Below are 22,081 nucleotides of genomic sequence, written 5' to 3' on the forward strand. Positions count from 1 at the left end.
GACCACCGGCGTGGTGGCGTGCATACGGTACCGGCCAGGCCGATCATATCGGCCTGGCCGGTGGTGCCTCATTTGTGGTGAATGGTCAAGTGACACATACGGTTTGGGCTTGAGCTACGGTGTGCCGCCGGCGCCTGCGCCGCCGGAACTGCCACCCGCCCCGGCGCCACCACCGGTGCCGCCTGCCCCGCCGGCGTTGCTGGTGGCGCCGGACGCGTTGCCGCCCGCGCCACCGGTTCCGCCGCTGCCCCCAGCGATGCCGCCGGTGCCACCGGTGCCGCCCGTACCGCCCTTGTTGATCGTGCCGGCACCGGTAGCCGCACCGCCGGTGCCGCCGGTGCCGCCCTTACCGACGCCGGCGCCGCCCGACCCGCCGGTGCCTCCGGTGCCGCCCGTATTCGTCGCCGCGCCCGATGCGGTGCCGCCGGTGCCACCGGTCCCGCCACCACCGGCGACAGCGCCGCCGCCACCACCGGTGCCGCCCTTACCGCCCGTCGAGGTGGTGGTGCCACCGTGCGCGACGGAATCGCCGCCGGTTCCGCCGGTCGCGCCAGACCCGGTGTACTTACTGGAGCCACCCGAGCCGCCGGTGCCACCGGTGGCTACACCGGTGTCGGAGTCGGCGGCTCCGCCGGCACCTCCCGTACCGGCCCCGCCGTACGACGCATCACCGCCGCTACCGCCTGCGCCGCCGGTCGCAGTGGCGTTGTTCGACGCCCACCCCTGGCCGCCGGCGCCGCCGGCGCCCCCGCTGGTACCGAACTGAGGAACGATCGAAGTGTTGGAGCCACCGCTGCCGCCAGTGCCGCCGGTCCCTGACTTGGTCGGGTCGGTCGAAAGCGAGTAGCCGGTGCCGCCATCGCCGCCGGTGCCGCCGGTTCCGGTGAGGCTGCCGAGAGGGGCGAAGGGGCCGGCACCCGTGTTACCGCCGGCGCCGCCATTGCCGCCCGTGGCGTTCTGGTTGGTCGATTCGGCGTAACCGCCGGCGCCGCCCGCGCCGCCACTACCGGTGACACCTCCGCCGGCGCCACCGGCGCCGCCGGCGCCCGCGGCGGCGGCGCCGGTGGTTGCGTTGCCGATGCTGTAGGCGTCGCCACCGAGGCCACCGGCGCCGCCGTCGCCGGTGCCCAGGAAGCCCACGCCACCGCCCGATCCGCCCTTGCCGCCCAGCGCATTGGCGATGCTGCCGTCGAAAGTCGATGCGTCCCCGGTGCCGCCGACGCCGCCGTCGCCGCCCTTACCGATGCCGGTTCCGCCGCCCGCGCCGCCGTCGCCGCCGATGGCCCATGTGCCGTCCACTTCGGCTTGGGACTCGGCCATGCCGCCGGACCCACCTTTGCCGCCGTTGCCCACGGTGGCCGCACCCCCGTCGCCACCGATCCCGCCCCAGGCGGTGCCGTACCAGGACAGCGCGTGGCCGCCGCCGCCGCCATCTCCGGCGTGGCCGAACAGTCCGCCGCCGCGGCCACCGGCGCCGCCGTCACCGCCGAGGGCGTCCGGGTCGTCGGTGTCCCCGTAGTTCTCGTCGGCCCCGCCGACGCCGCCCTTACCGCCTTCGCCCCACAGCCCGGCGTTGCCACCCCGGCCGCCTGCGGTGGCGAGCGTCACCACTTTGTTGGTGACCGGGTCATAGGTGGCGTCGACGCCTGCGCCGCCCATACCGCCGTTGCCGAAGAAAAATCCGGCGTTGCCGCCGCGGCCGCCGTTGGCGCCGTTGCCGCCGCTGCCCATCAACAGTCCGCCGTCGCCGCCGTTACAGGCGTCGCCTGTGCAGTCGGCGGCTGCGTTGAGTCCGTTGCCGATCAGCCAGCCGCCGTCGCCGAACATCGGCCGAAGGGAGACGTTATAGGCGGCGGAGAGCAGGGGAAGCGGCGTCGGATTGTTGCTGCAGTTCGGAGGGTCGTTCGCGGTGCACTCGTATCCGAACGCCACGAGCTGCACCTCGGCGATGACCAGCGGCTTGGCCGGCGCGATCGATTCGGCCGAAGTCGTTCGGACAGGCGCAGCGTAGAAGTAGGCGCCGGCGCCGAACGTCGCAGCCGCGGCGATCGCTGTGGTCAGCCTGGTGCCGGCCGACGGTGCGAGATGTTTTGCGGCCGCACGAGGCTTCGACACTGTGGTTCCCCCGAATCTTGATGAGGAACCGTGAAGTTCCTCCTCGTTAACTGACGATTGGCTGAATATAGACAGCCGGCAGGGGGTGCGGGACCGGACTCGCCGAATTTATTGCGCGAATCGTCAATTGGGAGAGTCGGCTTGCGGATCTGAGTCAGGAGGGAGACGGCATGCGCGTCCGCGTTGGGCCACCGTCGGGCGCGGTTAGCGGGGCAAGCCGGTAACGTCGTCCGAGTTCCGCAAGGAACGTCCGGACGCTATTACGGTGGTCAGACACATCCGAAACATGTGCCACAACGATGCAACTGGTGGGGAGCGACGTGCCGACGGACAGTTTCGTCCTTCGACGTGCGGGTTTGAGTAGGATGCGCTGATGTCGCTGGAGACGGGCGCAACCTTCGCCGGGTACACCGTGCGTCGGTTGCTGGGCTCAGGGGGAATGGGCGATGTGTACCTCGTCCAGCACCCCAGGCTGCCCCGCCTCGACGCCATGAAGGTGCTCCGGGAAACCGCCTCGGCCAACGACGAATTCCGCATCCGGTTCGAGCGCGAAGCGAATATCGCTGCCGGACTGTGGCACCCGCACATCGTCGGCCTGCACGACCGCGGTGAGTTCGAGGGTCGGCTGTGGATCACCATGGATTACGTCGACGGCACCGACGCCGCGCAGCTGGTCAAATACGGGTACCCGAATGGGCTGCCGCTCGAGTTGGTGGTCGACATCGTCAAGGCCATGAGCTCGGCGCTGGACTACGCGCACCAGCGTGGGCTGCTGCACCGCGACATCAAGCCGGCCAACATTCTGCTCAGCAACATCGACACCGACGAGCAGCGAATCCTGCTGAGCGACTTCGGTATCGCCCGCCAGATCGGTGAGGTGACAGGCCTGACGTCGGCGAACCTGGCGATCGGCACCGTTTCGTACTCGGCGCCCGAGCAGCTGATGGGCGGCGAGATCGACGGCCGCGCCGACCAGTATGCCCTGGCCGCGACGGCTTATCGGTTGCTCACCGGGCAGACGCCGTACCAGGACACCAACCAGATCGCCGTGATCAGTCAGCACCTCAGTGCGACGCCGCCCAAGGCCAGCGACCTGAAACCGTGGCTGGAGCCGCTGAACGACGTGCTGATCAAGGCCATGGGCAAGTCGCCCGAGGACCGCTTCGATTCCTGCACCAAATTCGCGCGGGCCTTCGAGCGGCAGGCCGAGCTGGTCACCGAATCGCCGACGCTGAACCTGCGTACCGCCGAGTTGCGGCTGCCGCCGGTCACCACGATCGCCCCCGAAGCGCCCGTCGCCGAGACGCCTTCCGTGCCGGAGGTGACGCCACCGCCGGTCGCCGTGCCCGTGACGCCGCCGGTGCCGTCTGCCCCGATCGAGCCGACGCCGCCGCCGGTGCCACCGGTCGCCGAAACCGAGCCCGCCGAATCCGCGCCCGCCGACGACCCGGAGCCCGAACCGGTCGCGCCGGAGCCTGTAGCTCAGGAGCCAGTTGCGCAGCCGCCGGTTCCCGAACCGCCGGCGCCGCCGCCGGTGCCGAGCGAGTCGAAACCGCCGGCCACGCCGACAACTGATCCGGTCAGGCTGCCGCCGCGGGAGCCGAAACCGTTTCGGCCTGAACCGGATTCGTCACCGTCAGCCCCGCAGTATCGGCAGCCGCTGCCGCCGCCTCCGCCCGTGCCACTGCACCGGCCCGTCCGGCCGACGCATGAGACGGTCTCGCCGACAGTGGTGCTGCCGGTCATCCCGGCCGATCCGGCGGCCCACGCCGGACCCGGCATGGGCCGTCCCGGCGGACCGCCACCGTCGTACTCCCAACTCGCCGCCGACATCGGTAAGACGCAGCCCGGTCGCGGCCAGTCAGCGGGAGGCAGGTCCACCAAGATCTGGGTGATCGGTGGCTCGATCGCGGCCGTCGTGGCGGTACTGATCGTCGTCATCCTGCTGAATTCCGGTGACGACTCGAGTCAGTCCTCGGGGTCCAGTGCCCAGAGCTCAGACCAGTCGACGTCGTCGTCGCACAAGCCGGCGCCGCCGGTGCTCGTCGGCACCCCGGGCAACTACCAGACCATCGCCACCTACCTGAAGAGCAACAACATTCCGGAAGTGCTGGTGCACCGCAACGAGCCCGGCGCACCGGTGGTCACGATGCCGATGCCGCCCGGCTGGGCCGACGCCGGACCGCAGACGCCGGCTTTCGCGTACCAGTCCATCGTTTACAACGGCCCGAGTGCCGGTAACTACCGGCCCAGCGCCACGGCGTTGATCTCCCGGCTCGGCCCGAACGCCGATGCGCAGAAGATTCTCGACTTCGCGCCGGGTGAGCTGAACAACCTGCCGGGGTTCACTGCCACCGATACCGGCACGCCCGGGACTGTGGACGGTCACAAGTCGTTCCAGATCGCCGGTTCCTGGAACTCGAACGGGGTGACCAAGCTCATCACCCAGAACACCGTCGTCATCCAGGACGGGACCGGGCTGTACGTCATGCAGATCAACATCGACGGCGTCGCCGACCAGGCCGAGATCATCAAGCAGATCACCGAGGCCATCGACCGCGGTACGAAGATAGCCACAGGCTAATTCGGGTCCAGCGCATCCGTTCTGCCAGAATGTGCGCCATGCGCGTATATCTCGGAGCCGACCACGCCGGATACGAACTCAAGCAAGCCCTCCTCGACCATCTCACGGCGGGTGGCCACCAGGTCGTCGACTGCGGTGCCTTCGCCTACGACGCGGAGGACGACTACCCGGCGTTCTGCATCGACGCCGCCAAGCGCACCGTCGAGGACCCGGGCAGCCTGGGCATCGTCATCGGGGGCTCGGGTAACGGTGAGCAGATCGCGGCCAACAAGGTTCCGGGTGTGCGCTGTGCGCTGGCCTGGAGCGTCGAGACCGCGCAGCTGGCCCGCGAGCACAACAACGCCCAGGTGATGGGCATCGGTGGCCGTATGCACAGCACCGAAGAGGCCTTCGCCATCGTCGACGCGTTCCTGGCTGCCTCGTGGTCCGAAGCGCCGCGTCACCAACGCCGCATCGACATCCTCGCCGAATACGAGAAGACGCACGTCGCTCCGGCGGTTCCGGGCGCGCAAGCCTGATTTCCGAGGCCTGACCTGTGCCGGAGGGGCATACCCTGCACCGGTTGGCCCGCCTGCATCAACAACGTTTCGGGCGGGCGCCGGTGGTGGTCAGCAGTCCGCAGGGCCGGTTCTCGGATGCCGCAGCCGCGGTCAATGGCCGGGTGCTGCGCAAGGCCGACGCCTGGGGCAAGCATCTGTTCCACCACTACGACGGTGGTTCGGTGGTGCACATCCATCTCGGTCTGTACGGCACGTTCACTGAACAGCCGTTGCCGATGACCGTTCCCGTCGGGCAGGTGCGCATGCGGATGCTCGGGTCCGACTTCGGGACCGACCTGCGGGGGCCGACCGTCTGCGAGCTGATCGACGAGACCGGCGTCGACGACATCGTGGCCCGGCTCGGTGCCGACCCGCTGCGTCGCGATGCCGATCCGGCATTGGCGTGGGCGCGAATCAGCAAGTCCCGCAGGTCAATCGGATCGATGCTGATGGATCAGACGGTGATCGCCGGCGTCGGCAACGTGTACCGCAGCGAGCTGCTGTACCGGCACCGGATCGATCCGCACCGGCCGGGTGTACAGCTGACCGAGTCTGAATTCGCCGAGCTGTGGACCGATCTCGTCGCACTCATGAAAGTCGGGGTGCGCCGCGGCAAGATCGTCGTGGTGCGCCCGGAAGATGACCACGGCGCGCCGTCGTATGCGGCCGACCGGCCCCGTACGTATGTGTACCGCCGGGCGGGGGAGGCGTGCCGCGTGTGCGGCGCCACCATCCGCACCGAGGTGCTGGAGGGGCGAAACCTGTTCTGGTGCCCCGATTGTCAGGTGTGACGGCTAGTCGCCGCCACCGCCGCAGCCACCACCGCACCCACCGCCGCCGCAACTGCTGCTACCGCCACCGCAACTGCTGCCGCCGCCGCAGTTGCTGCTGCCGGAATCCCAGTTGCTGTTGCTTCCGGCGTCCCACCCGTTGTTGCCCGAGTCGGCGAACTGGCTCTGGTCCAGGCCCTGCTGGTAGCCCTGGTCGAATCCGGAGCCGTACCCCGACTCGAAACCCGATGCGCCGTAATTGACTCCGTGCATGCCGTCGAACAGCGCGTCGAACAACAACACCGAGCCGACACCCCATGCACCGGCCACCAGCGCCGGCTTCCACCACGGTTCGGAGTACCAGCCCTCGGGCACCGGGCGACCTGCCACCCGGCCGCCGGGGTAGTAGTTGGGCGTCGCGGCCGTCGGCCCGGGTGAGGCCTGAATCTGCCTGCCGTCGAACTGGATTCGGCGATCTTCGGTGACCTCGCCCGCGCCGCGCTGGCCGGCGAGCTGCTGGAGCGGGGGGCCGGGATCGATGCCCATGGCGGTCCGCGCGGCCCGTACGTAGTACAGCCCTTCCATCGCACTCTGCTTCGCAAAGGCCGCCTGCTGGGCGGTGGTGGCCTGCTCGATCTGCGACGCGGCGGCGTTGTAGCGCTCGGACGCATCGGCCAGGGCCTGGCGCGAGGCGTCATCGGTGCCGGTCAGGTTGAACACCTGGCCGCCGAGCATCTCGATGACTCGCCGGGCATCGGCTTTCGCGTTGGCCAGGGCGGCGGCCTTGTTGGCCTTGCTCTGCCTGCTGAACAGGAAGAATCCGATGGCCGCGATGACGATCAGGATGAGCACGAACTCCATGTTGCGCAGCTTACCGATGACCCAAACGAATAGATATGGACATATATGTCCGTATCTACTATCGTCGTCGTCATGAACATGACATTCCACGTCTTCGACACCCAGCGCGGTGCGTTGGCGGCCACACCCGGAATCGTCACCAGTTACCCGGGTGGCGACACCGCGGTCCGTGAACTGCAACCGCTCGGCGCGGGGCTGCGCCCCGTCGCCTGGAACCGCGGCGGCGTCATCGACTACGCGGCACTCGGGCAGTGGGTCGCCTTCCACCGCAATCGATCTGCGGAAGCTCCGGTGCTCGTGGCGCCGTACCTGCCGTCGGCCCGAGGTGATCACGACCCGACAGACGACGCCCGCGTCGCCGCCCGGCTCACCGCCGCCACCGGCGTCGCGCACGTCGTGACCGTGGACCCGCACTCGACGGTATGGGCCGACGAAGCCCGGCGCGGGGGAGTGGCCGTCACCCCCATCGAGGCCGTCGACCTGGTTGCATGCGGTGCGGCGCACCACCCGGGCTGGGCCGGCGTCGTCGCACCTGACAAGGGCGCCCGGGAGCGTGCGGGTCGGGTGGCATCGCGATTGGGTGTGCCGCTGTATACCGCTGGGAAGCAACGGAATCCGGCCACTGGCAAGCTGTCGGGTTTCGTCGCGCCAGAGGGACTGCCGGAGGACGGTCGGCTGCTGGTGATCGACGATATCTGCGACGGCGGCGGCACCTTCGCCGGGCTGGCCGACTCCATCCGCGCAAGTAGACCCCAACTGGCGCTGCATCTGTGGGTCAGTCACGGTTGCTTCACCGGACGTTGGCGGGAGAACCTCGCCGGCTACGCCTCGGTCACCAGCTCCGACTCCCGCGCGACGCCCGACGGTGTGCGCGTCCTGCCGCTGGAACCTTTCATCATCCGCACCCTGGCCAATCTGATCTGAGGGACTGTCATCATGACCACGGACACAACAACCGCAGCAACCACCGAATACGCCCCGGAAACCATTGCGGCCCTGGATGTCCTGATGGACACCGACGCCTACAAGCTGGACCACCGCCGCCAGTACCCGGCCGGCACCGAGTACGTCTACTCGAACCTGACGGCCCGGGGCAGCCGCATCCCCGGGGTCTCCTGGACCGCGTTCTTCGGTCTGCAGGCCTACCTGCGGGACCTGAATAGGAGGTGGAGCGCATTCTTCACCGCTGACGTCGACGAGGTGTGCCGTGCCTACATGGAGCGGGTCACCCAGGTGCTCGGGCCCAATGACGTTGGTGCCGAACACATCCGGCAGCTGTACGCCTACGGGCGGTTGCCGCTGCGGGTGCGGGCGCTGCCGGAGGGCACGATTGTGCCGGTCGGCGTCCCGTACCTGACCGTCGAGAACACCGCACCCGAGTTCTTCTGGTTGACCAACTACATCGAGACCGAGATGTCGGCCGCGCTGTGGCAGCCCATCACGTCGGCCACCACCGCGTGGCGCAACCGGACGCTGCTGGACGCCCGGGCGCTCGACAGCGGTGCCGACTCTGCGGCGGTGGACTGGCAGGGCCACGACTTCTCCTTCCGGGGCATGGCCGGCAGCGCGGGCGCCGCCGCGTCCGGGGCCGGGCACCTGTTGGCGTTCACCGGCACCGACTGCCTGCCCGCGCTGGGCTGGATCGATCGGAACTACCCGGGCTCACCGGAGGGCACGATCATCGGCGGCAGCGTGCCGGCAACCGAGCACAGCGTCATGTGCGCCGGCACGCAGGACGACGAAATCGAAACGTTCGTCCGGCTGCTGGACCTGTATCCGACCGGCATCGTGTCGATCGTCAGCGACACCTGGGACCTGTGGCACGTCTGCACCGGCATCCTGCCGACGCTGAAAGCCGTGATCACCGCGCGCGACGGCAAGGTGGTGATCCGTCCCGACAGCGGTGACCCCGAACGCATCCTGTGCGGCGACCCGCAGGCCCCGGCCGGGAGCCCCGCGCACAAGGGCGTCGTGAACCTGCTGTGGGAGGTGTTCGGCGGCACCGTCAATGCCGCCGGCTACCGCGAGCTGGACCCACACATCGGCGTCATCTACGGCGACTCGATCACCCACGACCGGGCCGACGCCATCACGGCCAACCTGATGAGGCAGGGGTACGTGTCCACCACGCCGGTGCTCGGATTCGGTTCGTACACCTATCAGTACGTCACGCGTGACACCTTCTCCATCGCGATGAAGGCCACCTGGGTGCAGGTCGACGGCCGCGGCCGCGACATCGCCAAGGCGCCGGTCACCGACCCGGGCAAGCGCAGCGCGCGGGGCCGGCTGGCGGTGGTGCGCGACGAGCACGGGCTGACGCTGTTACAGGGTGCGGCCGGCGCAGTCGAGGCGACCGACGCCATGCGGACGGTGTTCGAGGACGGCGTCATCGTCAACCCCGTGTCCTTCGCCGAGGTGCGCGCTGCCGTGCGACGTGACTGGGCGGCGTACGCCGCCGGCGAGGAGGACGCCCGGAATGGCTGAGTCGGTGGCGACCTGGCTGAGCGTCGACGTCTTCGCGGTGAGCCCCGGCGATGAGCCGGGGCTCATCCTGGCGCGGCGGCAGCGCGAGCCGCACCAGGGGGACTGGGCGCTGCCCGGGGTGGTGCTCGACGCCGCCCGCGGAGAGACGGTCGCCGCCGCCGCGCATCGTGCGCTGCGGGACCGGGCAGGCGCCGAGCCCATCGAAGGACCGCCGACGGTGGCGCTGGTGGTTTCGGACCCGCAGCGCGACGAGCGCGGTCACACCGTCTCACTCGTGAATGCGATGCGCGCCGAGCCCGGCGACGACGCCCTGGTGGTCCGCGACGGGGAACTTGTTCCGGAGCTGCCGTTCGGGCACAACGCGATGATCCGCGACACGGCGGCCACAGTGTCGCAACGGTTGCTGACGGACCCGGCGACCGTCGCGGCGATGTTCGGCGCCGGGTGCACGGCCGGTGAGGTCTGCGCTCTGACCCGGCTGTTGTTCGGGCTGTCCGGCGGCGCCGGGGCCGAGCCCATTCCGCTGGCCGCGATGCGGCGACGGCTGGAACGGGCGGCGCTGTTCACCGCGGGCGGCAACAGGCCCGCACATACCCGACCGGTGACGGTCTTTCGGGTGACCACCGGCTAACCCCCACCGGCGGCAAACCCGGCAAATTGGCCCAGCGCCGAGCGGCCCGGTATCGGGGGCCGCGCGTTACAGTCCCGTGAACACGCGCTCGACCTGGGAAAATGCTGTCAGCACGAATCGCGACCTGCGGCTTTCCGGGTTACGCTCCCGGCACCCTGCTGGGAGGAGATCAACTGATGGCACACGCAGACAGCGAACCGGTGGCAGACACCGAGACCGGATCGGCGCCGACACGATGGTTCAGCACCGCAACCGGTAAGGTGCTGATCGTCATCGGCGGCGCTGTTGCCATCTTGTTGATCCTGCTGGGCATAGGCCCCCTCGCCGGGTTCCAGATCCCGCCGCCCGCGCCGGACACGCCGGCCGCTCCCACGAGCACCACGTCGGCTCCGGCCGCGACGTCTTCGGCGCCCGCCGCCACGTCCTCGGCCCCGGCAAGCGTCGCACCGGCTCCCGCACCGCCTCCGGCCGTGACGTCGACACCGGCTGCTCCCGTCAGCCCGGCACCCGCTCGGCCGGCCGGTCCGTCGACCATGACGACTCAGGCGCCGACGACCTACACGGCGCCGCCCACCAAGCAGTACACGCCGCCCGCCGCCCCGGCGGCCACCGCGACGCCGACTGCCAGTGCGACGCCGACGGCGACGGCGTCCGCGAGTTCAGAGGCCCCCGCTCCGGCCAACCCGCCGCAGATCAACGTCATCCGCACGACCAACGGCGTCGCCCGCCCGATTCCGGGCAGCAGCTAGACGGCGGCACAGCTCTGGATCACGTCGTGGTCAGCCACGGCGTTGACCGCCAGGGGTTTCGCTGAGTCAGCCGGCGAGAATGTGACGGCCGGGACTTTCTGCGAGCGGACGCCGGACAGTGATCCAGACTGCATCGTCGAGGGTCGTTACCACGGACTCGCCGAAGTCTCCGGCGTCGAGTGCGGATGCGGTATCGAGATGCCGCACGCCGTGGCACAGGATGCTGAGCTCGAGTGCATTCGATTCGGCGGTCAGGGTGATTCGGGCCTTGCCGGTGGTCGCACTGAGCGCCTGGTCGGTCAGCAGGGCGAAGCGCCGTGCGGCGGTGTCACTGATTGCCGGCAGCGTCCGTTCCGCGGTGATGGACACGTCGATGCCACGGTTCTGGGCGGCGTCGACGACGGGGCGAAGCTCGCGTAACAGGGCGTGGTCGAATGACGACGATTGGTCGAAAAGTGCACGCAGCCGTTGGTATTCGAGCTGCGCCCGCCGCTGCACGGCGTTGTCCGCCGGTGCGCCGTCGGCGAGCGCGACGAGCAGCGGAGCAATTGTCGTGGCCAGGTCGGCGTAGCGGCGCGTGTACTCCGTCTGTACTGCTTCGGCTATCCGCGCGGACGCGAGGAGTCGTTTGCGGCCGTTGATTTCTGCGTCGGCCGCAGCCGCCGATGCGCGGATAAGTTTGTCGAACAACACACAGCGCATCTGGACCAGCAGAATACTGGCTGCGCCGTACCCGACGGCGATGACGTTCTGCGTCGACGGATCGCGAACGAGCGCAGAGACGGCAAGGGCGGCCCAGCACCAGACGAGGACACCGATGCTGTAGCGGAGACGCTCGTTGAGCAACAGCGGCAGTGCAGACCAACCGATGGCGCCCTGGGCCCATTGCGCCTGGGAATCGAGCAGATCGGTCGGCTGAAACACGATCTGCACCAGTGAGATCACCAGAAGCGCCGCGATGGCGGCCCGACGGGGCAGACCGGGAAACCCCAGGCCACGCACGGCCGACGATACGGTGATCGCCGCTGCTGCGGCCAGCAATGCCGACTGTAGGTACGGGCGTGAAGTCGATTGCGCGGCAAAAGGGGTCACCGCGAGCACGTTCGCGACGGCGTACGTGGTCATTGCCAGGTAGTACCGGGCGCGACCCCGTTCGATCAGTCGCTCCGGATCTTCCGGCCTGTCCGCGGCGGCGGGAATCTCAGCGGGCCAGCGCAATTCAACGGTCGTGCCGTGGCCGGGCCGGCTCAGCACCACACCATCACCGCCGAGTCGGTACATGCGGGCGGTGATCGAGTCGGAGATGCCGTGACCGCGGGTCGGCTCATTGATGTCGAATCCGCAGCCGTCGTCCTCGATGCGCACCCGTTCCGGTTCGACGGTGATGGTCACCATGGCAGCGCGGGCGTGGCGATCCACATTGGTGAGTGCTTCCCGCGCGGCCGCGGAAACCAGGTTCGCGATCGCGCCATCGATCCACATCTCCGCGGGTCCGTCGACACGGACCGGTGTCGCGATGTGGGTGGTGTTACTACGCAGGGCTGCAACAAGATCGGCGCGGGGCGCGGGCGCAGGGGAGTGATCGGTGAATACCTTGAGATCGCGCCGTGCCTGCGCGGAGACGCGCTCGCGTGACAGGAACGTGCCGGTACTCACCATCAGCAGCGTGGACGCGACGGTGTCGTGCAACAGGCGTAGCTGTTCACGGTCGTACTCGCGGACCGCAGTATCGACCTCGTGCTGGAGTTCGGCGGCGAGCCGGTCGGCACGCACGGCGTCGACGGAGTCGGTCACCCGCAATATCAGCGCGCGAATCAACATCGACATCCCCCAGAGCCCCGCAAAGTAGTAGATGCCGAAGTTGTCGGCGACATGGCTCCAGCCGACGACAGAAGCGGCGCCGATGCCATACGCGGCTGCCACTCCGAGGGTGAGGGCGATGTTGATCCGTGGGCTCAAGCCGGTGAAACTGCCGACCGCGGTTCCAGCGATCGCCAAGGGACCCAACGTGGCAAGGTGAACCTCGGTCGTCAATATCGGGATGGCGAGACAGTCGACGACGATGATGGCGTAGTCGACCGCAAGAAACTGCGGCGCAATCGATCTCGTCAGCAATCGGTACACGGACCAGACTCCGGCAACTGCCGTCAACGCCATGCCGGCCGGGCCCGGCATGGACGAGGTGGCAACCAGGACGACATACATCACCAGGCTGCCTCCGTGACGGAGGATCAAGCTGAGCGGCATCGTCTGCATGACCAAGTTGCGCCGCGCGGCGTGGGCGGTTTCAGGCATGCCGTGGCCACCGGCGTCGAGCCAGGCGCCGGAACCGGTCCAGACCGACCCTGTGTCCACGGTCATCGCGTTGGTCCAGGAGAATCACTGGTTCCTCCTTGCGGGCCACACACCCGGTCGTGGGATGGTTCTAGCACGCGCAAGGACAGTTGGACCGGTGGTGCTGCCGCCCCCGGTCGAGCGACCGATCAAGTTCATACGTTCGGACGACAGTGACCCATCCGGCCCGATGTCCGGTAGTCGCGGCGTCTCAGTCGGTGTGGATGCCGGATTGCGGTTGGGTGAGTTCGTCTACGGCAGGCCGCTGCTGAGTCGGCGGTGTCTGGGCCAGCGCCCGCGGCCGGCAGAGGAAATGCTGCGCCGTTGCGTGCTCGCGGGAAATCGGCGGTGCGGACGCGCTATCGGCCGTTCGCCGGGATTAGGCGGCAGACCTGCGATAACAGGCCTACCAGCCACTTCCTTGGAGCGGGCGACGGGAATCGAACCCGCGTAATCAGTTTGGAAGACTGAGGCTCTACCATTGAGCTACGCCCGCGTGCGCTGCTGCGATCACAGTACCGGCAGACAGTACCGGGACAGCGGCCGCCAATCCAATTGATGGTGTCGCGTGTCTAGGACGTAGTATCTCGACCGCGGTAATGCGACCGCGACGAGGCACGGGGTGTAGCGCAGCTTGGTAGCGCATCCGCTTTGGGAGCGGAAGGCCGCAGGTTCAAATCCTGTCACCCCGACCACCGACTGATGGCAAGTATCAAAAAACAAGGAGTAACGCTGTGAAGAGCACCGTGGAGCAGTTGAGCCCGACTCGGGTTCGCATCAACGTGGAGGTGCCCTTCACCGAGCTTCAACCCGAGTTCGACCAGGCCTACAAGGAGCTGGCCAAGCAGGTCCGCCTGCCCGGCTTCCGTCCCGGCAAGGCCCCGGCCAAGCTGATCGAGGCCCGCATCGGCCGCGGCGCCGTGCTGGAGCAGGTCGTCAACAGCGCCATCCCGGCCCGCTACGGCGAGGCCGTCACCGCTCAGGACGTCAAGCCGCTGGGTCAGCCCGAGATCGACATCACCAAGCTCGAGGACAACGACGAGCTGGTCTTCACCGCCGAGGTCGACGTCCGTCCGGAGATCACCCTGCCGGACCTGAAGGCCATCAAGATCACCGTCGACCCGATCGTCATCAACGACGACGAGGTCGATGCCGAACTGCAGAACCTGCGCGCCCGCTTCGGCACCCTGACCGGTGTCGAGCGCGCGGCCGCCGACGGCGACTTCGTCTCCATCGACCTGTCGGCCACCGTCGACGGCGAGGACGTGCCGGAGGCCAAGACCGAGGGTCTGTCGCACCAGATCGGTTCCGGTCAGCTGATCGAGGGCCTCGACGAGGCCATCATCGGCCTGAAGGCCGGCGAGTCCAAGGACTTCCCGACCACGCTGGCCGCCGGCGAGCACGCCGGTAAGGAAGCCCAGGTCACCGTCACCGTCAAGTCGGTCAAGGAGCGCGAGCTGCCGGAGCCGGACGACGACTTCGCCCAGCTGGCCAGCGAGTTCGACACCATCGATGAGCTCAAGGAGAGCCTGGTCACCCAGGTTCGCCGCGTGAAGCAGATCGGCCAGGCCGAGCAGATCCGCGACAAGGCCGTCGAGGCCCTGCTGGAGCAGATCGAGGTGCCGCTGCCCGAGGCCATCGTTCAGGCGACCGTCGACGAGACCGTCCACAACGCGGTCCACGGACTCGACCACGATGAGGCCAAGTTCGAGGAGCAGCTCAAGGAGCAGGGCAGCAGCCGCGAGGAGTTCGACGCGGACACCCGCACCAACGCCGAGAAGGCCGTCAAGACCCAGCTGCTGATGGACGCCATCGCCGACGAGCTGGACGTCAAGGTCGGCCAGGGCGACCTGATGGAGCGCATCGCGCTGATGGCCCGCCAGTACGGCATCGAGCCGCAGCAGCTGATCCAGATCCTGCAGCAGAACAACCAGCTGCCGTCCATGTTCGCCGACATCCGTCGCGGCATGACCATCGCCGCTGTGGTCTCGGGCGCGACCGTCACCGACACCGACGGCAACACCGTCGACACCGCGGAGTTCTTCGGCCCGGCCGGCGATGCCGCTGAGGCCGAGGCCGCCGGCGAGGCCGAAGCCGAGGCTCCCGCCGCGGACGAGGCTCCGGCCGAGGACGAGAAGCCCGCCAAGGCCAAGAAGGCCAAGGCCGAGGCCAAGGACGAGAAGCCGGCCAAAGAGAAGAAGGCCAAGAAGGCGAAGGACTCGGAAGACGAAGACTGAGTCTTCGAACTCTGATCGTGGTACGGGTGCCGCAGGTGTCTTCAGTGATGCCTGCGGCACCGTCCGCTCTGCGGCGTCAGTGACGCTGTGAGCGAACTAGACCGCGTCGGGGACTCGCGGCCGTCGGCCGTTGGTTAATGTCGTGTGGACGAACTCGAGAAAGCAGGTATCCAGTCGTGACTGACATGCGTTCAAGCGCACCGGGGCTCAACCTCACGGACTCGGTCTATGAGCGTTTGCTTGCCGAGCGCATCATCTTCCTGGGCTCGCAGGTCGACGACGACATCGCCAACCGGCTGTGCGCGCAGATTCTGCTGCTGACGGCCGAAGACCCGTCCAAAGACATCCACATGTACATCAACTCGCCGGGTGGCTCGATCAGTGCCGGCATGGCGATCTTCGACACCATGGAGTTGTCGGAGTGCGACATCGCGACCTACGCCATGGGTATGGCGGCGTCGATGGGTGAGTTCCTGCTGGCCGCCGGTGCCAAGGGCAAGCGCCACGCGCTGCCGCACGCCCGCGTCCTGATGCACCAGCCGCTCGGTGGTGTCACCGGTAGCGCGGCGGACATCGCCATCCAGGCCGAGCAGTTCCACGTCATCAAGAAGGAAATGTTCCGGCTCAATGCCCAATTCACGGGCAAGAGCATCGAGCAGATCGAGGCGGACTCCGACCGCGACCGCTGGTTCACCGCGCAGGAAGCGCTGGAATACGGCTTCGTCGACCACATCATCACCCGTGCAAACCTCAACGGCGGCAAGGGAGCCTCGAAGTGATCTCCAAGCATCTGAACCCGGAGCTGGCTCCGCAGGCGCGCTACATCCTGCCGCAGTTCAGCGAGCGCACCCACCTCGGTGAGCGCATCGTCGACCCCTACGCGAAGCTTTTCGACGAGCGCATCATCTTCCTGGGTGCCCAGGTCGACGACGTGTCCGCCAACGACGTGATGGCCCAGCTGCTGGTGCTCGAGTCGCAGGATCCCGATCGCGACATCACGATGTACATCAACTCGCCGGGTGGCTCGTTCACCTCGCTGATGGCCATCTACGACACCATGCAGTACGTCCGCGCCGACATCCAGACGGTCTGCCTCGGTCAGGCCGCCTCGGCCGCCGCGGTCCTGCTGGCGGCCGGTACGCCCGGCAAGCGCATGGCGCTGCCGAACGCCCGCGTGCTGATCCACCAGCCCTCGCTCGGTGGCGTCATCCAGGGTCAGTTCTCCGACCTGGAAATCCAGGCCGCCGAGATCGAGCGCATGCGGAGCCTCATGGAGGAGACGCTGGCGCGGCACACCGGCAAGGAAGCCGCCGTCATCCGCAAGGACACCGACCGCGACAAGATCCTCACCGCGGCCGCCGCCAAGGACTACGGGATCATCGACACGGTCCTCGAGTACCGGAAGCTCTCGGCCCAGAAGGCCTGAGTCTCACCACGTGCAGCGGCCGTCAGCCTGTTCAGGCTGGCGGCCGCTGACGCTTGTTCGGCCCTGAGCGGCGGCCTTCCTCGAGCCTCCGGACGCGGGCGCCAAGAATCCGCCAAGGCGCCCACCGCACCCTGTGACGTGACCGCGATTCCGGCCACTCGAACAGGACCTGCCATGAGCCGACATTCCCGCCGCACTGCCGCCGCCCTGGCCACGGCCGCCCTGGCCGTGTCCCTTGCGGTCGGATCGCCAGTGGCACAGGCGAATCCGACGCCCGATGCCGCGATGCCGGTGCCGTGGAACCAGGTCGGTGACGGCTGGACGCTGGCCACCTGGAACCCGGTCGCCGGACATCGCCCAGGCGATCGGCCCGCGCCCGACGAGGCGCCGCCCGCGAAGGCCGCCGACACCCTGTTCCTGATCGACCCGACCGGGCGCCGTTACGCCATCACGACGTTCGAGCCGAACGACAAGGGCTGGAAGCCGCATCTGCTGGACTGGTCGGGTGACGGCGGCCGGGCGCTGTTCTCGATGGGCGACGACACCGTCATCGTCGTCGATCTGCACACCGGCCGGCAGACGTCGTTCCCGTCTCGGGCGTCCGCGCGGTTCAGCCGCCCGAACGGTGAAGCGATCGTGCTGTCGAGCCGCAGCCAGGGCCAGCCCAGCACGCTGCAGCGCGTTGACCTCGCGGGCAACGTCCAACTGACCTACCCGACCGAGAACCTCGCCGGCGCGGGCCGATTCGGCGGCGACTACCTCGAGACTCCCGACGGCACCACGCTCGTGCTGTCGACGGCCAACCGGGGCAGCGAGCCGCCGACCGACAACAGCTTCGTCCTCATGGGCAACGACGGCGCCGTCGGGCGGGTGCTGCCGGTGCCGATGTCCGGCGCCGTCTGCCGGACGACACGTTGGCTGGCGCCAACGGATTTCGTCGCCAGTTGCACCGCGCAGAAGTCTGCCGGAAGCCAGCTCTGGAAGGTGCCGCTCGACGGCTCGGCGCCGACCGCGCTCACCGCCCTCAACAACGCCAAGAACGAACCCGGATTCGACGGCGACTACGGCGACGTCGGGCTCTGGCAGTTGCCCAGCGGCACCTTCGTGCAATCCCTGGGCGCCTGCGGCGTCGTGTTCCTGTCACGGGTGACCAGCGATGGTCATACGCAGCGGGTCAAGGTGCCGGGGGCCGGCAACAAGATCGACGTCGTCGGTTCGTCCGGCGGCTCACTGATTCTCAAGTCGACGTCAGGCTGCAGCCCGTCAACAGCGCTGATGTCCTACGACCCGGCCGCGAACGCCACCAAGGTGCTGCTCGGTCCCACCGTCAACGACGGCCGCGTCGTCGAGGCCATGACCTTCGGCCAGGGCTACCGGTCGTGAGGCGGCTGGCCTCCGCACTGACGGCAATGGCCGTCGCGGTCACTCTGTCGCCGGCCGCGCACGCCGACGACAACGCGACCACCGAGGCCTGCAGCTGGGTGCACGCCGACGAAGCCGCGGTCTTTCTCGAAGGTCCGGCGACAGCCGAACCGATCCGAACTCAACTCCCCGAATTGTCTTGCGCCTACCGGGCATTCGACGAACCGATGGGCCGGCGCAGCCTGCTGTCCGACGTCCGTTTCGCCGATGCGTTTCCGTGGGACGCGGCAACGACATTCAAGGAGGTGGCTGCGTGGCCCGGGGCCACCGAGGTCGACGGCGTGGGCCTGCGGGCCGTCTGCACGTATGAACCGAATGTCACGCCGCCGTCGACGACGCTCACCGTGTTGTTGACGGGGGAGCGGATCTACCGCGTCACCGGCAGCTACGTGTGGCGCTGCGAAACTCTGAAGACGTTCGCGGAACTGGCAATAGCCCGCATCGGCCGATAGCACCCGATACCCTCGGCCCATGCGGCCGACCGGAATCGATTTCGGTGTTCTGGGCACGCTGCGGATGGCCGTCGACGACCGCGTCGTCCCGCTGGGCGCACCCAAGCAGCGTGCGGTGTTCGCGATGCTGCTGCTCAACCGAGGGCGCCCGGTGTCGGTGGACGCGTTGATCGACGCGGTGTGGGAGCAGTCCCCGGCCGCGGCCGCGCGTACCGCATTGCACTCGTACATCTCCAACCTGCGAAAGATCTTGGCGGAGTCCGGAATGCCGCGAGAGACGCTGGCCGCCGCTCCGCCGGGATACCGGCTCGACGTGCCGGAGGACGCCACCGATCTGGGGCGCTTCGAGAAGGAGAAGGTCGCCGGGGTACGGGCGGCGGCCGCCGGTCACTTCCCGTCCGCGGCGGTGCACCTGTCGGCGGCCCTGGCGCAGTGGCGTGGCCCGGTCCTGGGTGACCTGTCCGACTTTGCCTTCGTCGACGCCGTCGCCGCCGCGCTGGTCGACGAGCGCATCGTCGTGGAGACCGCCCGTGCGGAAGCCGAAATCGCGTGTGGCCAGGCAGCTCTGGTGATCGGGCCGCTGGAATCGCTGGTCGCTGAGCAGCCCTACCGCGAACCGCTGTGGGTGCAGCTGATCACCGCCTACTACAGCTGCGGGCGGCAGGCGGACGCGCTCGACGCGTTCCGGCGCGTGAAGTCGATCCTGGCCGAGGACCTCGGTATCGATCCCGGTGCGGCGATAAGTGCCCTGCAGCAACGCATTCTGCGGCAGGAACCACTCGACGTGCAGGGCGCCGCGCAGGCGACGGCGGTGCACACCATCGGCCGGCTCCGGTCGGGCTCCACGCGGACGAGCGCGTCCAGGGCGGGCCTGCGCGACGCGTCGGGGCAGTGGTTCGCCTTGCGCGCGATGGCAACCCGCATCGGTCGCCTCGCCGACAACGACATCGTGCTCGACGCCGCAGACGTCAGCCGGCACCACGCCGTCATCGTCGATGCGGGCAGCGGGCCGGTGATGGTCGACCTGCGCTCGGCCAACGGCGTCTACGTGCAGGGCACTCGCATCGAGGCCAACACCAATCTGTTCGACGGCGATCGCATCCGCATCGGCGCGCATGAGTTCACCCTCGAACTCGGGTAGGCGCACACCAAGGATCTGCCAAGGGCAGCGGCGAACCATGAGGGCATGAGGATTTCGGCTCTTTTCCTGGCCGCGACGGTGACGTTGCTGAGCCTGGCGCCGGCTGCTTCGGCGCAGCAGTCGTGCAGCACGCTGGGCGGGACGCCCGACGCCGCCGGCAGCTGCCGCATCCATGAGGTCGGCACCGGGTATGAACGGACCGTCGCCTTCCCGGTCGACTATCCCGATCAGCAGGCGGTCGCGGACTTCCTGGCCCAGGACCGCGACGGCTTCGTCGGCTGGGTGGACAAGTTCGGCCGCGGCCGGGTGTATGAGGAGACCGAGACGCCCACGGTGTACCGCTCGGCGCGGACGCAGAGCCTGGTGCTCAAGATCGTCGACCCGACGGGCCTGGCCCACGAAGGACACCCCGACATCCGGTACCGGACCTTCACCTACGGGGCGGGCGGGCCGATCACGATCGACACGCTGTTCGGTCCGGGTTCCGATCCGTCGGCGATCCTGACGCCGATGGTGCAGCACGCGTTGAAGGCGCGCAACGCGGCGTTGATCGAACCGGATCGCGGCTCCTACCGGAATTTCGCGATCACCGACGAGGCCGTCACCTTCTTTTTCGGCGAGAGCCAGCTCGCGGGCAACGGCGGCCCGCTCACGGTCGCGGTGCCGGTGGGTGAGCTGGGCGGTCGGCTCCAGGGATAGGCCCGACGGGCCACCAGCTTGCGCTGGCCGCGAAATGCGTCGGCGACCTCGATGTGCACACGGTAGGGTTGCGGATAGGTGAACAGCCCTGATCAGAGGCCTGCCGAGCCAACGCCAACCGGCGCCGGAAAGACACGCCAGAATCACGGTCAGCGCGCCGAGGGGTGGCAAGCCACCGATCGGGCTATGTTCTCCTGCACACGGATAAATACCACCGGAGCGATTCGGCCCTTTCGGTCGCACCGCAACGGAGCGAACGGGTAGCGTCGGGATCACACCCGAAATAACCCACTATCTGGTGTAACGACTGACGGCGACCGGAGAAAGTAGGGCCTCACCCCATGGCGCGCATCGGAGACGGCGGTGACCTGCTGAAGTGCTCGTTCTGTGGAAAGAGCCAGAAGCAGGTCAAGAAGCTGATTGCTGGACCTGGCGTCTACATCTGCGACGAGTGCATCGACCTCTGCAACGAGATCATCGAAGAGGAACTGGCCGACGCTGACGACGTCAAGCTCGATGAGCTGCCCAAGCCCCAGGAGATCCGGGACTTCCTCGAGGGCTACGTCATCGGTCAGGACAACGCCAAGAAGACGCTCGCCGTGGCTGTCTACAACCACTACAAGCGCATCCAGGCGCAGGAGAAGTCGCGCGACTCCCGGTCTGAACCGGTCGAGCTCGCCAAGTCCAACATCCTGATGCTCGGGCCGACCGGCTGCGGCAAGACGTACCTGGCGCAGACGCTGGCCAAGATGCTCAACGTGCCGTTCGCCATCGCCGACGCGACCGCGCTGACCGAGGCCGGCTACGTCGGCGAGGACGTCGAGAACATCCTGCTGAAGCTGATCCAGGCGGCTGACTACGACGTCAAGCGCGCCGAAACCGGCATCATCTACATCGATGAGGTCGACAAGATCGCCCGTAAGAGCGAGAACCCGTCGATCACCCGCGACGTGTCCGGCGAGGGCGTGCAGCAGGCGCTGCTGAAAATCCTCGAGGGGACGCAGGCGTCGGTGCCGCCGCAGGGCGGTCGCAAGCACCCGCACCAGGAATTCATCCAGATCGACACCACCAACGTGCTGTTCATCGTGGCCGGTGCGTTCGCGGGCCTGGAGAAGATCGTGTCCGACCGGGTCGGCAAGCGCGGTCTGGGCTTCGGCGCCGAGGTGCACTCCAAGGCCGAGATCGACACCCAGGACCACTTCGCAGAGGTGCTGCCCGAAGACCTGATCAAGTTCGGTCTGATCCCCGAGTTCATCGGCCGGCTCCCGGTCGTGGCGTCGGTGACCAACCTGGACAAGGAATCGCTGGTGTCGATCCTGTCCAAGCCGAAGAACGCTCTGGTCAAGCAGTACGTCCGGCTCTTCGAGATGGACGGGGTGGAGCTGGAGTTCACCGACGACGCCCTCGACGCGATCGCCGACCAGGCCATCCACCGCGGGACCGGTGCCCGTGGCCTGCGTGCCATCATGGAAGAGGTCCTGCAGCCGGTCATGTTCGACATCCCGAGCCGCGACGACGTCGCCAAGGTGGTCGTCACCAAGGAAACCGTGCAGGACAACGTGCTGCCGACCATCGTGCCGCGCAAGGCGCCCCGCTCGGAGCGTCGCGACAAGAGCGCCTAGCTCTCTCAAACGGAA

The 22,081-nt window shown here is 68.2% G+C and carries 18 protein-coding genes and 2 tRNA genes; 16 read left to right on the plus strand and 4 right to left on the minus strand.

Translation table 11 applies throughout. The annotated features are described in order from the left end of the window. Nucleotides 1-114 precede the first annotated feature (114 nt). Complete coding sequence (locus tag ACJEIK_RS08170; protein WP_409431315.1) at nt 115-2,115, minus strand: hypothetical protein; 2,001 nt, start codon at nt 2,113-2,115, stop codon at nt 115-117. Between the two features lie 373 nt (nt 2,116-2,488). On the opposite strand from ACJEIK_RS08170, the gene ACJEIK_RS08175 reads away from it, so the two are divergent. From ACJEIK_RS08175 to ACJEIK_RS08185, 3 genes are read left to right on the plus strand one after another with little or no spacing between them, the layout of a single operon-like run. Continuing rightward, on the plus strand, nt 2,489-4,699 hold the full coding sequence (locus ACJEIK_RS08175) for an LpqN/LpqT family lipoprotein (protein ID WP_409431316.1): 2,211 nt from the start codon (nt 2,489-2,491) through the stop codon (nt 4,697-4,699). A gap of 38 nt (nt 4,700-4,737) precedes the next feature. Further along, entirely contained in the window at nt 4,738-5,217 is a 480-nt protein-coding gene (locus ACJEIK_RS08180; RefSeq protein ID WP_409431317.1) for a ribose-5-phosphate isomerase, read from the plus strand. A 17-nt stretch (nt 5,218-5,234) separates the two neighbouring features. After that, complete coding sequence (locus tag ACJEIK_RS08185) at nt 5,235-6,029, plus strand: Fpg/Nei family DNA glycosylase (protein ID WP_409431318.1); 795 nt, start codon at nt 5,235-5,237, stop codon at nt 6,027-6,029. Nucleotides 6,030-6,032: 3 nt separating this feature from the next. On the opposite strand, the gene ACJEIK_RS08190 is transcribed toward ACJEIK_RS08185, so the two are convergent. Further along, nucleotides 6,033-6,869, minus strand: a complete 837-nt coding sequence (locus tag ACJEIK_RS08190) for a DUF1542 domain-containing protein (RefSeq protein WP_409431319.1) — start codon at nt 6,867-6,869, stop codon at nt 6,033-6,035. Nucleotides 6,870-6,941: 72 nt separating this feature from the next. Between ACJEIK_RS08190 and ACJEIK_RS08195 the strand changes: the two genes are divergently transcribed. The 4 genes from ACJEIK_RS08195 (at nt 6,942) to ACJEIK_RS08210 (ending at nt 10,733) form a co-directional block, all read left to right on the plus strand. After that, nucleotides 6,942-7,793, plus strand: coding sequence for a phosphoribosyltransferase family protein (locus tag ACJEIK_RS08195; protein ID WP_409431320.1), 852 nt, complete (start codon nt 6,942-6,944; stop codon nt 7,791-7,793). Nucleotides 7,794-7,805: 12 nt separating this feature from the next. Continuing rightward, nucleotides 7,806-9,353, plus strand: a complete 1,548-nt coding sequence (locus ACJEIK_RS08200; protein WP_409431321.1) for a nicotinate phosphoribosyltransferase — start codon at nt 7,806-7,808, stop codon at nt 9,351-9,353. Continuing rightward, nucleotides 9,346-9,984, plus strand: a complete 639-nt coding sequence (locus tag ACJEIK_RS08205) for an NUDIX domain-containing protein (protein WP_409431322.1) — start codon at nt 9,346-9,348, stop codon at nt 9,982-9,984. Before ACJEIK_RS08200 ends, ACJEIK_RS08205 begins: the two co-directional genes overlap by 8 nt. Nucleotides 9,985-10,160: 176 nt before the next feature. Then, entirely contained in the window at nt 10,161-10,733 is a 573-nt protein-coding gene (locus ACJEIK_RS08210) for a hypothetical protein (protein ID WP_409431323.1), read from the plus strand. Nucleotides 10,734-10,799: 66 nt separating this feature from the next. Here the strand turns inward: ACJEIK_RS08210 and ACJEIK_RS08215 are convergent, their stop codons facing one another. Beyond that, complete coding sequence (locus ACJEIK_RS08215) at nt 10,800-13,094, minus strand: sensor histidine kinase (protein ID WP_409431324.1); 2,295 nt, start codon at nt 13,092-13,094, stop codon at nt 10,800-10,802. A 395-nt stretch (nt 13,095-13,489) separates the two neighbouring features. After that, nucleotides 13,490-13,563, minus strand: a tRNA-Gly gene (locus ACJEIK_RS08220). 122 nt (nt 13,564-13,685) lie between these two features. On the opposite strand from ACJEIK_RS08220, the gene ACJEIK_RS08225 reads away from it, so the two are divergent. From ACJEIK_RS08225 to clpX, 9 genes are all read left to right on the plus strand, one after another. Further along, nucleotides 13,686-13,762 (plus strand) — tRNA-Pro (locus tag ACJEIK_RS08225). Nucleotides 13,763-13,801: 39 nt separating this feature from the next. Then, entirely contained in the window at nt 13,802-15,304 is a 1,503-nt protein-coding gene (gene tig / locus ACJEIK_RS08230) for a trigger factor (protein ID WP_409431325.1), read from the plus strand. 185 nt (nt 15,305-15,489) lie between these two features. Next, on the plus strand, nt 15,490-16,083 hold the full coding sequence (locus ACJEIK_RS08235; protein ID WP_409431670.1) for an ATP-dependent Clp protease proteolytic subunit: 594 nt from the start codon (nt 15,490-15,492) through the stop codon (nt 16,081-16,083). 11 nt (nt 16,084-16,094) lie between these two features. Continuing rightward, the gene (locus ACJEIK_RS08240; RefSeq protein WP_064983621.1) at nt 16,095-16,730 is read left to right on the plus strand and encodes an ATP-dependent Clp protease proteolytic subunit; all 636 of its coding nucleotides are present in this window, start codon (nt 16,095-16,097) and stop codon (nt 16,728-16,730) included. 174 nt (nt 16,731-16,904) lie between these two features. Then, nucleotides 16,905-18,113: a hypothetical protein gene (locus ACJEIK_RS08245; protein ID WP_409431326.1), complete on the plus strand. Its 1,209-nt coding sequence runs from the start codon at nt 16,905-16,907 to the stop codon at nt 18,111-18,113. After that, nucleotides 18,110-18,604, plus strand: coding sequence for a hypothetical protein (locus ACJEIK_RS08250; protein WP_409431327.1), 495 nt, complete (start codon nt 18,110-18,112; stop codon nt 18,602-18,604). Before ACJEIK_RS08245 ends, ACJEIK_RS08250 begins: the two co-directional genes overlap by 4 nt. Before the next feature lie 19 nt (nt 18,605-18,623). Further along, nucleotides 18,624-19,745: a BTAD domain-containing putative transcriptional regulator gene (locus tag ACJEIK_RS08255; RefSeq protein WP_061002825.1), complete on the plus strand. Its 1,122-nt coding sequence runs from the start codon at nt 18,624-18,626 to the stop codon at nt 19,743-19,745. 45 nt (nt 19,746-19,790) lie between these two features. Next, a complete protein-coding gene (locus ACJEIK_RS08260) occupies nt 19,791-20,444 on the plus strand; it encodes an RsiV family protein (RefSeq protein ID WP_162563444.1) in 654 nt (217 codons plus the stop codon). Nucleotides 20,445-20,785: 341 nt separating this feature from the next. After that, nucleotides 20,786-22,066 (plus strand): ATP-dependent Clp protease ATP-binding subunit ClpX, encoded by a 1,281-nt coding sequence (gene clpX / locus ACJEIK_RS08265; RefSeq protein WP_061002829.1) that lies wholly within the window; start codon nt 20,786-20,788, stop codon nt 22,064-22,066. The last annotated feature ends 15 nt before the right edge of the window (nt 22,067-22,081 follow it).

It is taken from the genome of Mycobacterium sp. SMC-16, from assembly GCF_046250085.1.
GTDB classification, from domain to species: domain Bacteria; phylum Actinomycetota; class Actinomycetes; order Mycobacteriales; family Mycobacteriaceae; genus Mycobacterium; species Mycobacterium phocaicum.

Excerpts from the sequence above, each read along its gene's own strand:
- ACJEIK_RS08200 (WP_409431321.1), top strand. The coding sequence starts at position 7,806 with ATGACCACGGACACAACAACCGCAGCAACCACCGAATACGCCCCGGAA.
- ACJEIK_RS08215 (WP_409431324.1), bottom strand. The coding sequence starts at position 13,094 with ATGACCGTGGACACAGGGTCGGTCTGGACCGGTTCCGGCGCCTGGCTC.
- ACJEIK_RS08190 (WP_409431319.1), bottom strand. The coding sequence starts at position 6,869 with ATGGAGTTCGTGCTCATCCTGATCGTCATCGCGGCCATCGGATTCTTC.
- ACJEIK_RS08255 (WP_061002825.1), top strand. The coding sequence starts at position 18,624 with ATGCGGCCGACCGGAATCGATTTCGGTGTTCTGGGCACGCTGCGGATG.
- ACJEIK_RS08260 (WP_162563444.1), top strand. The coding sequence starts at position 19,791 with ATGAGGATTTCGGCTCTTTTCCTGGCCGCGACGGTGACGTTGCTGAGC.
- ACJEIK_RS08210 (WP_409431323.1), top strand. The coding sequence starts at position 10,161 with ATGGCACACGCAGACAGCGAACCGGTGGCAGACACCGAGACCGGATCG.
- ACJEIK_RS08195 (WP_409431320.1), top strand. The coding sequence starts at position 6,942 with ATGAACATGACATTCCACGTCTTCGACACCCAGCGCGGTGCGTTGGCG.
- clpX (WP_061002829.1), top strand. The coding sequence starts at position 20,786 with ATGGCGCGCATCGGAGACGGCGGTGACCTGCTGAAGTGCTCGTTCTGT.
- ACJEIK_RS08175 (WP_409431316.1), top strand. The coding sequence starts at position 2,489 with ATGTCGCTGGAGACGGGCGCAACCTTCGCCGGGTACACCGTGCGTCGG.
- ACJEIK_RS08205 (WP_409431322.1), top strand. The coding sequence starts at position 9,346 with ATGGCTGAGTCGGTGGCGACCTGGCTGAGCGTCGACGTCTTCGCGGTG.
- ACJEIK_RS08235 (WP_409431670.1), top strand. The coding sequence starts at position 15,490 with ATGCGTTCAAGCGCACCGGGGCTCAACCTCACGGACTCGGTCTATGAG.
- ACJEIK_RS08180 (WP_409431317.1), top strand. The coding sequence starts at position 4,738 with ATGCGCGTATATCTCGGAGCCGACCACGCCGGATACGAACTCAAGCAA.
- ACJEIK_RS08245 (WP_409431326.1), top strand. The coding sequence starts at position 16,905 with ATGAGCCGACATTCCCGCCGCACTGCCGCCGCCCTGGCCACGGCCGCC.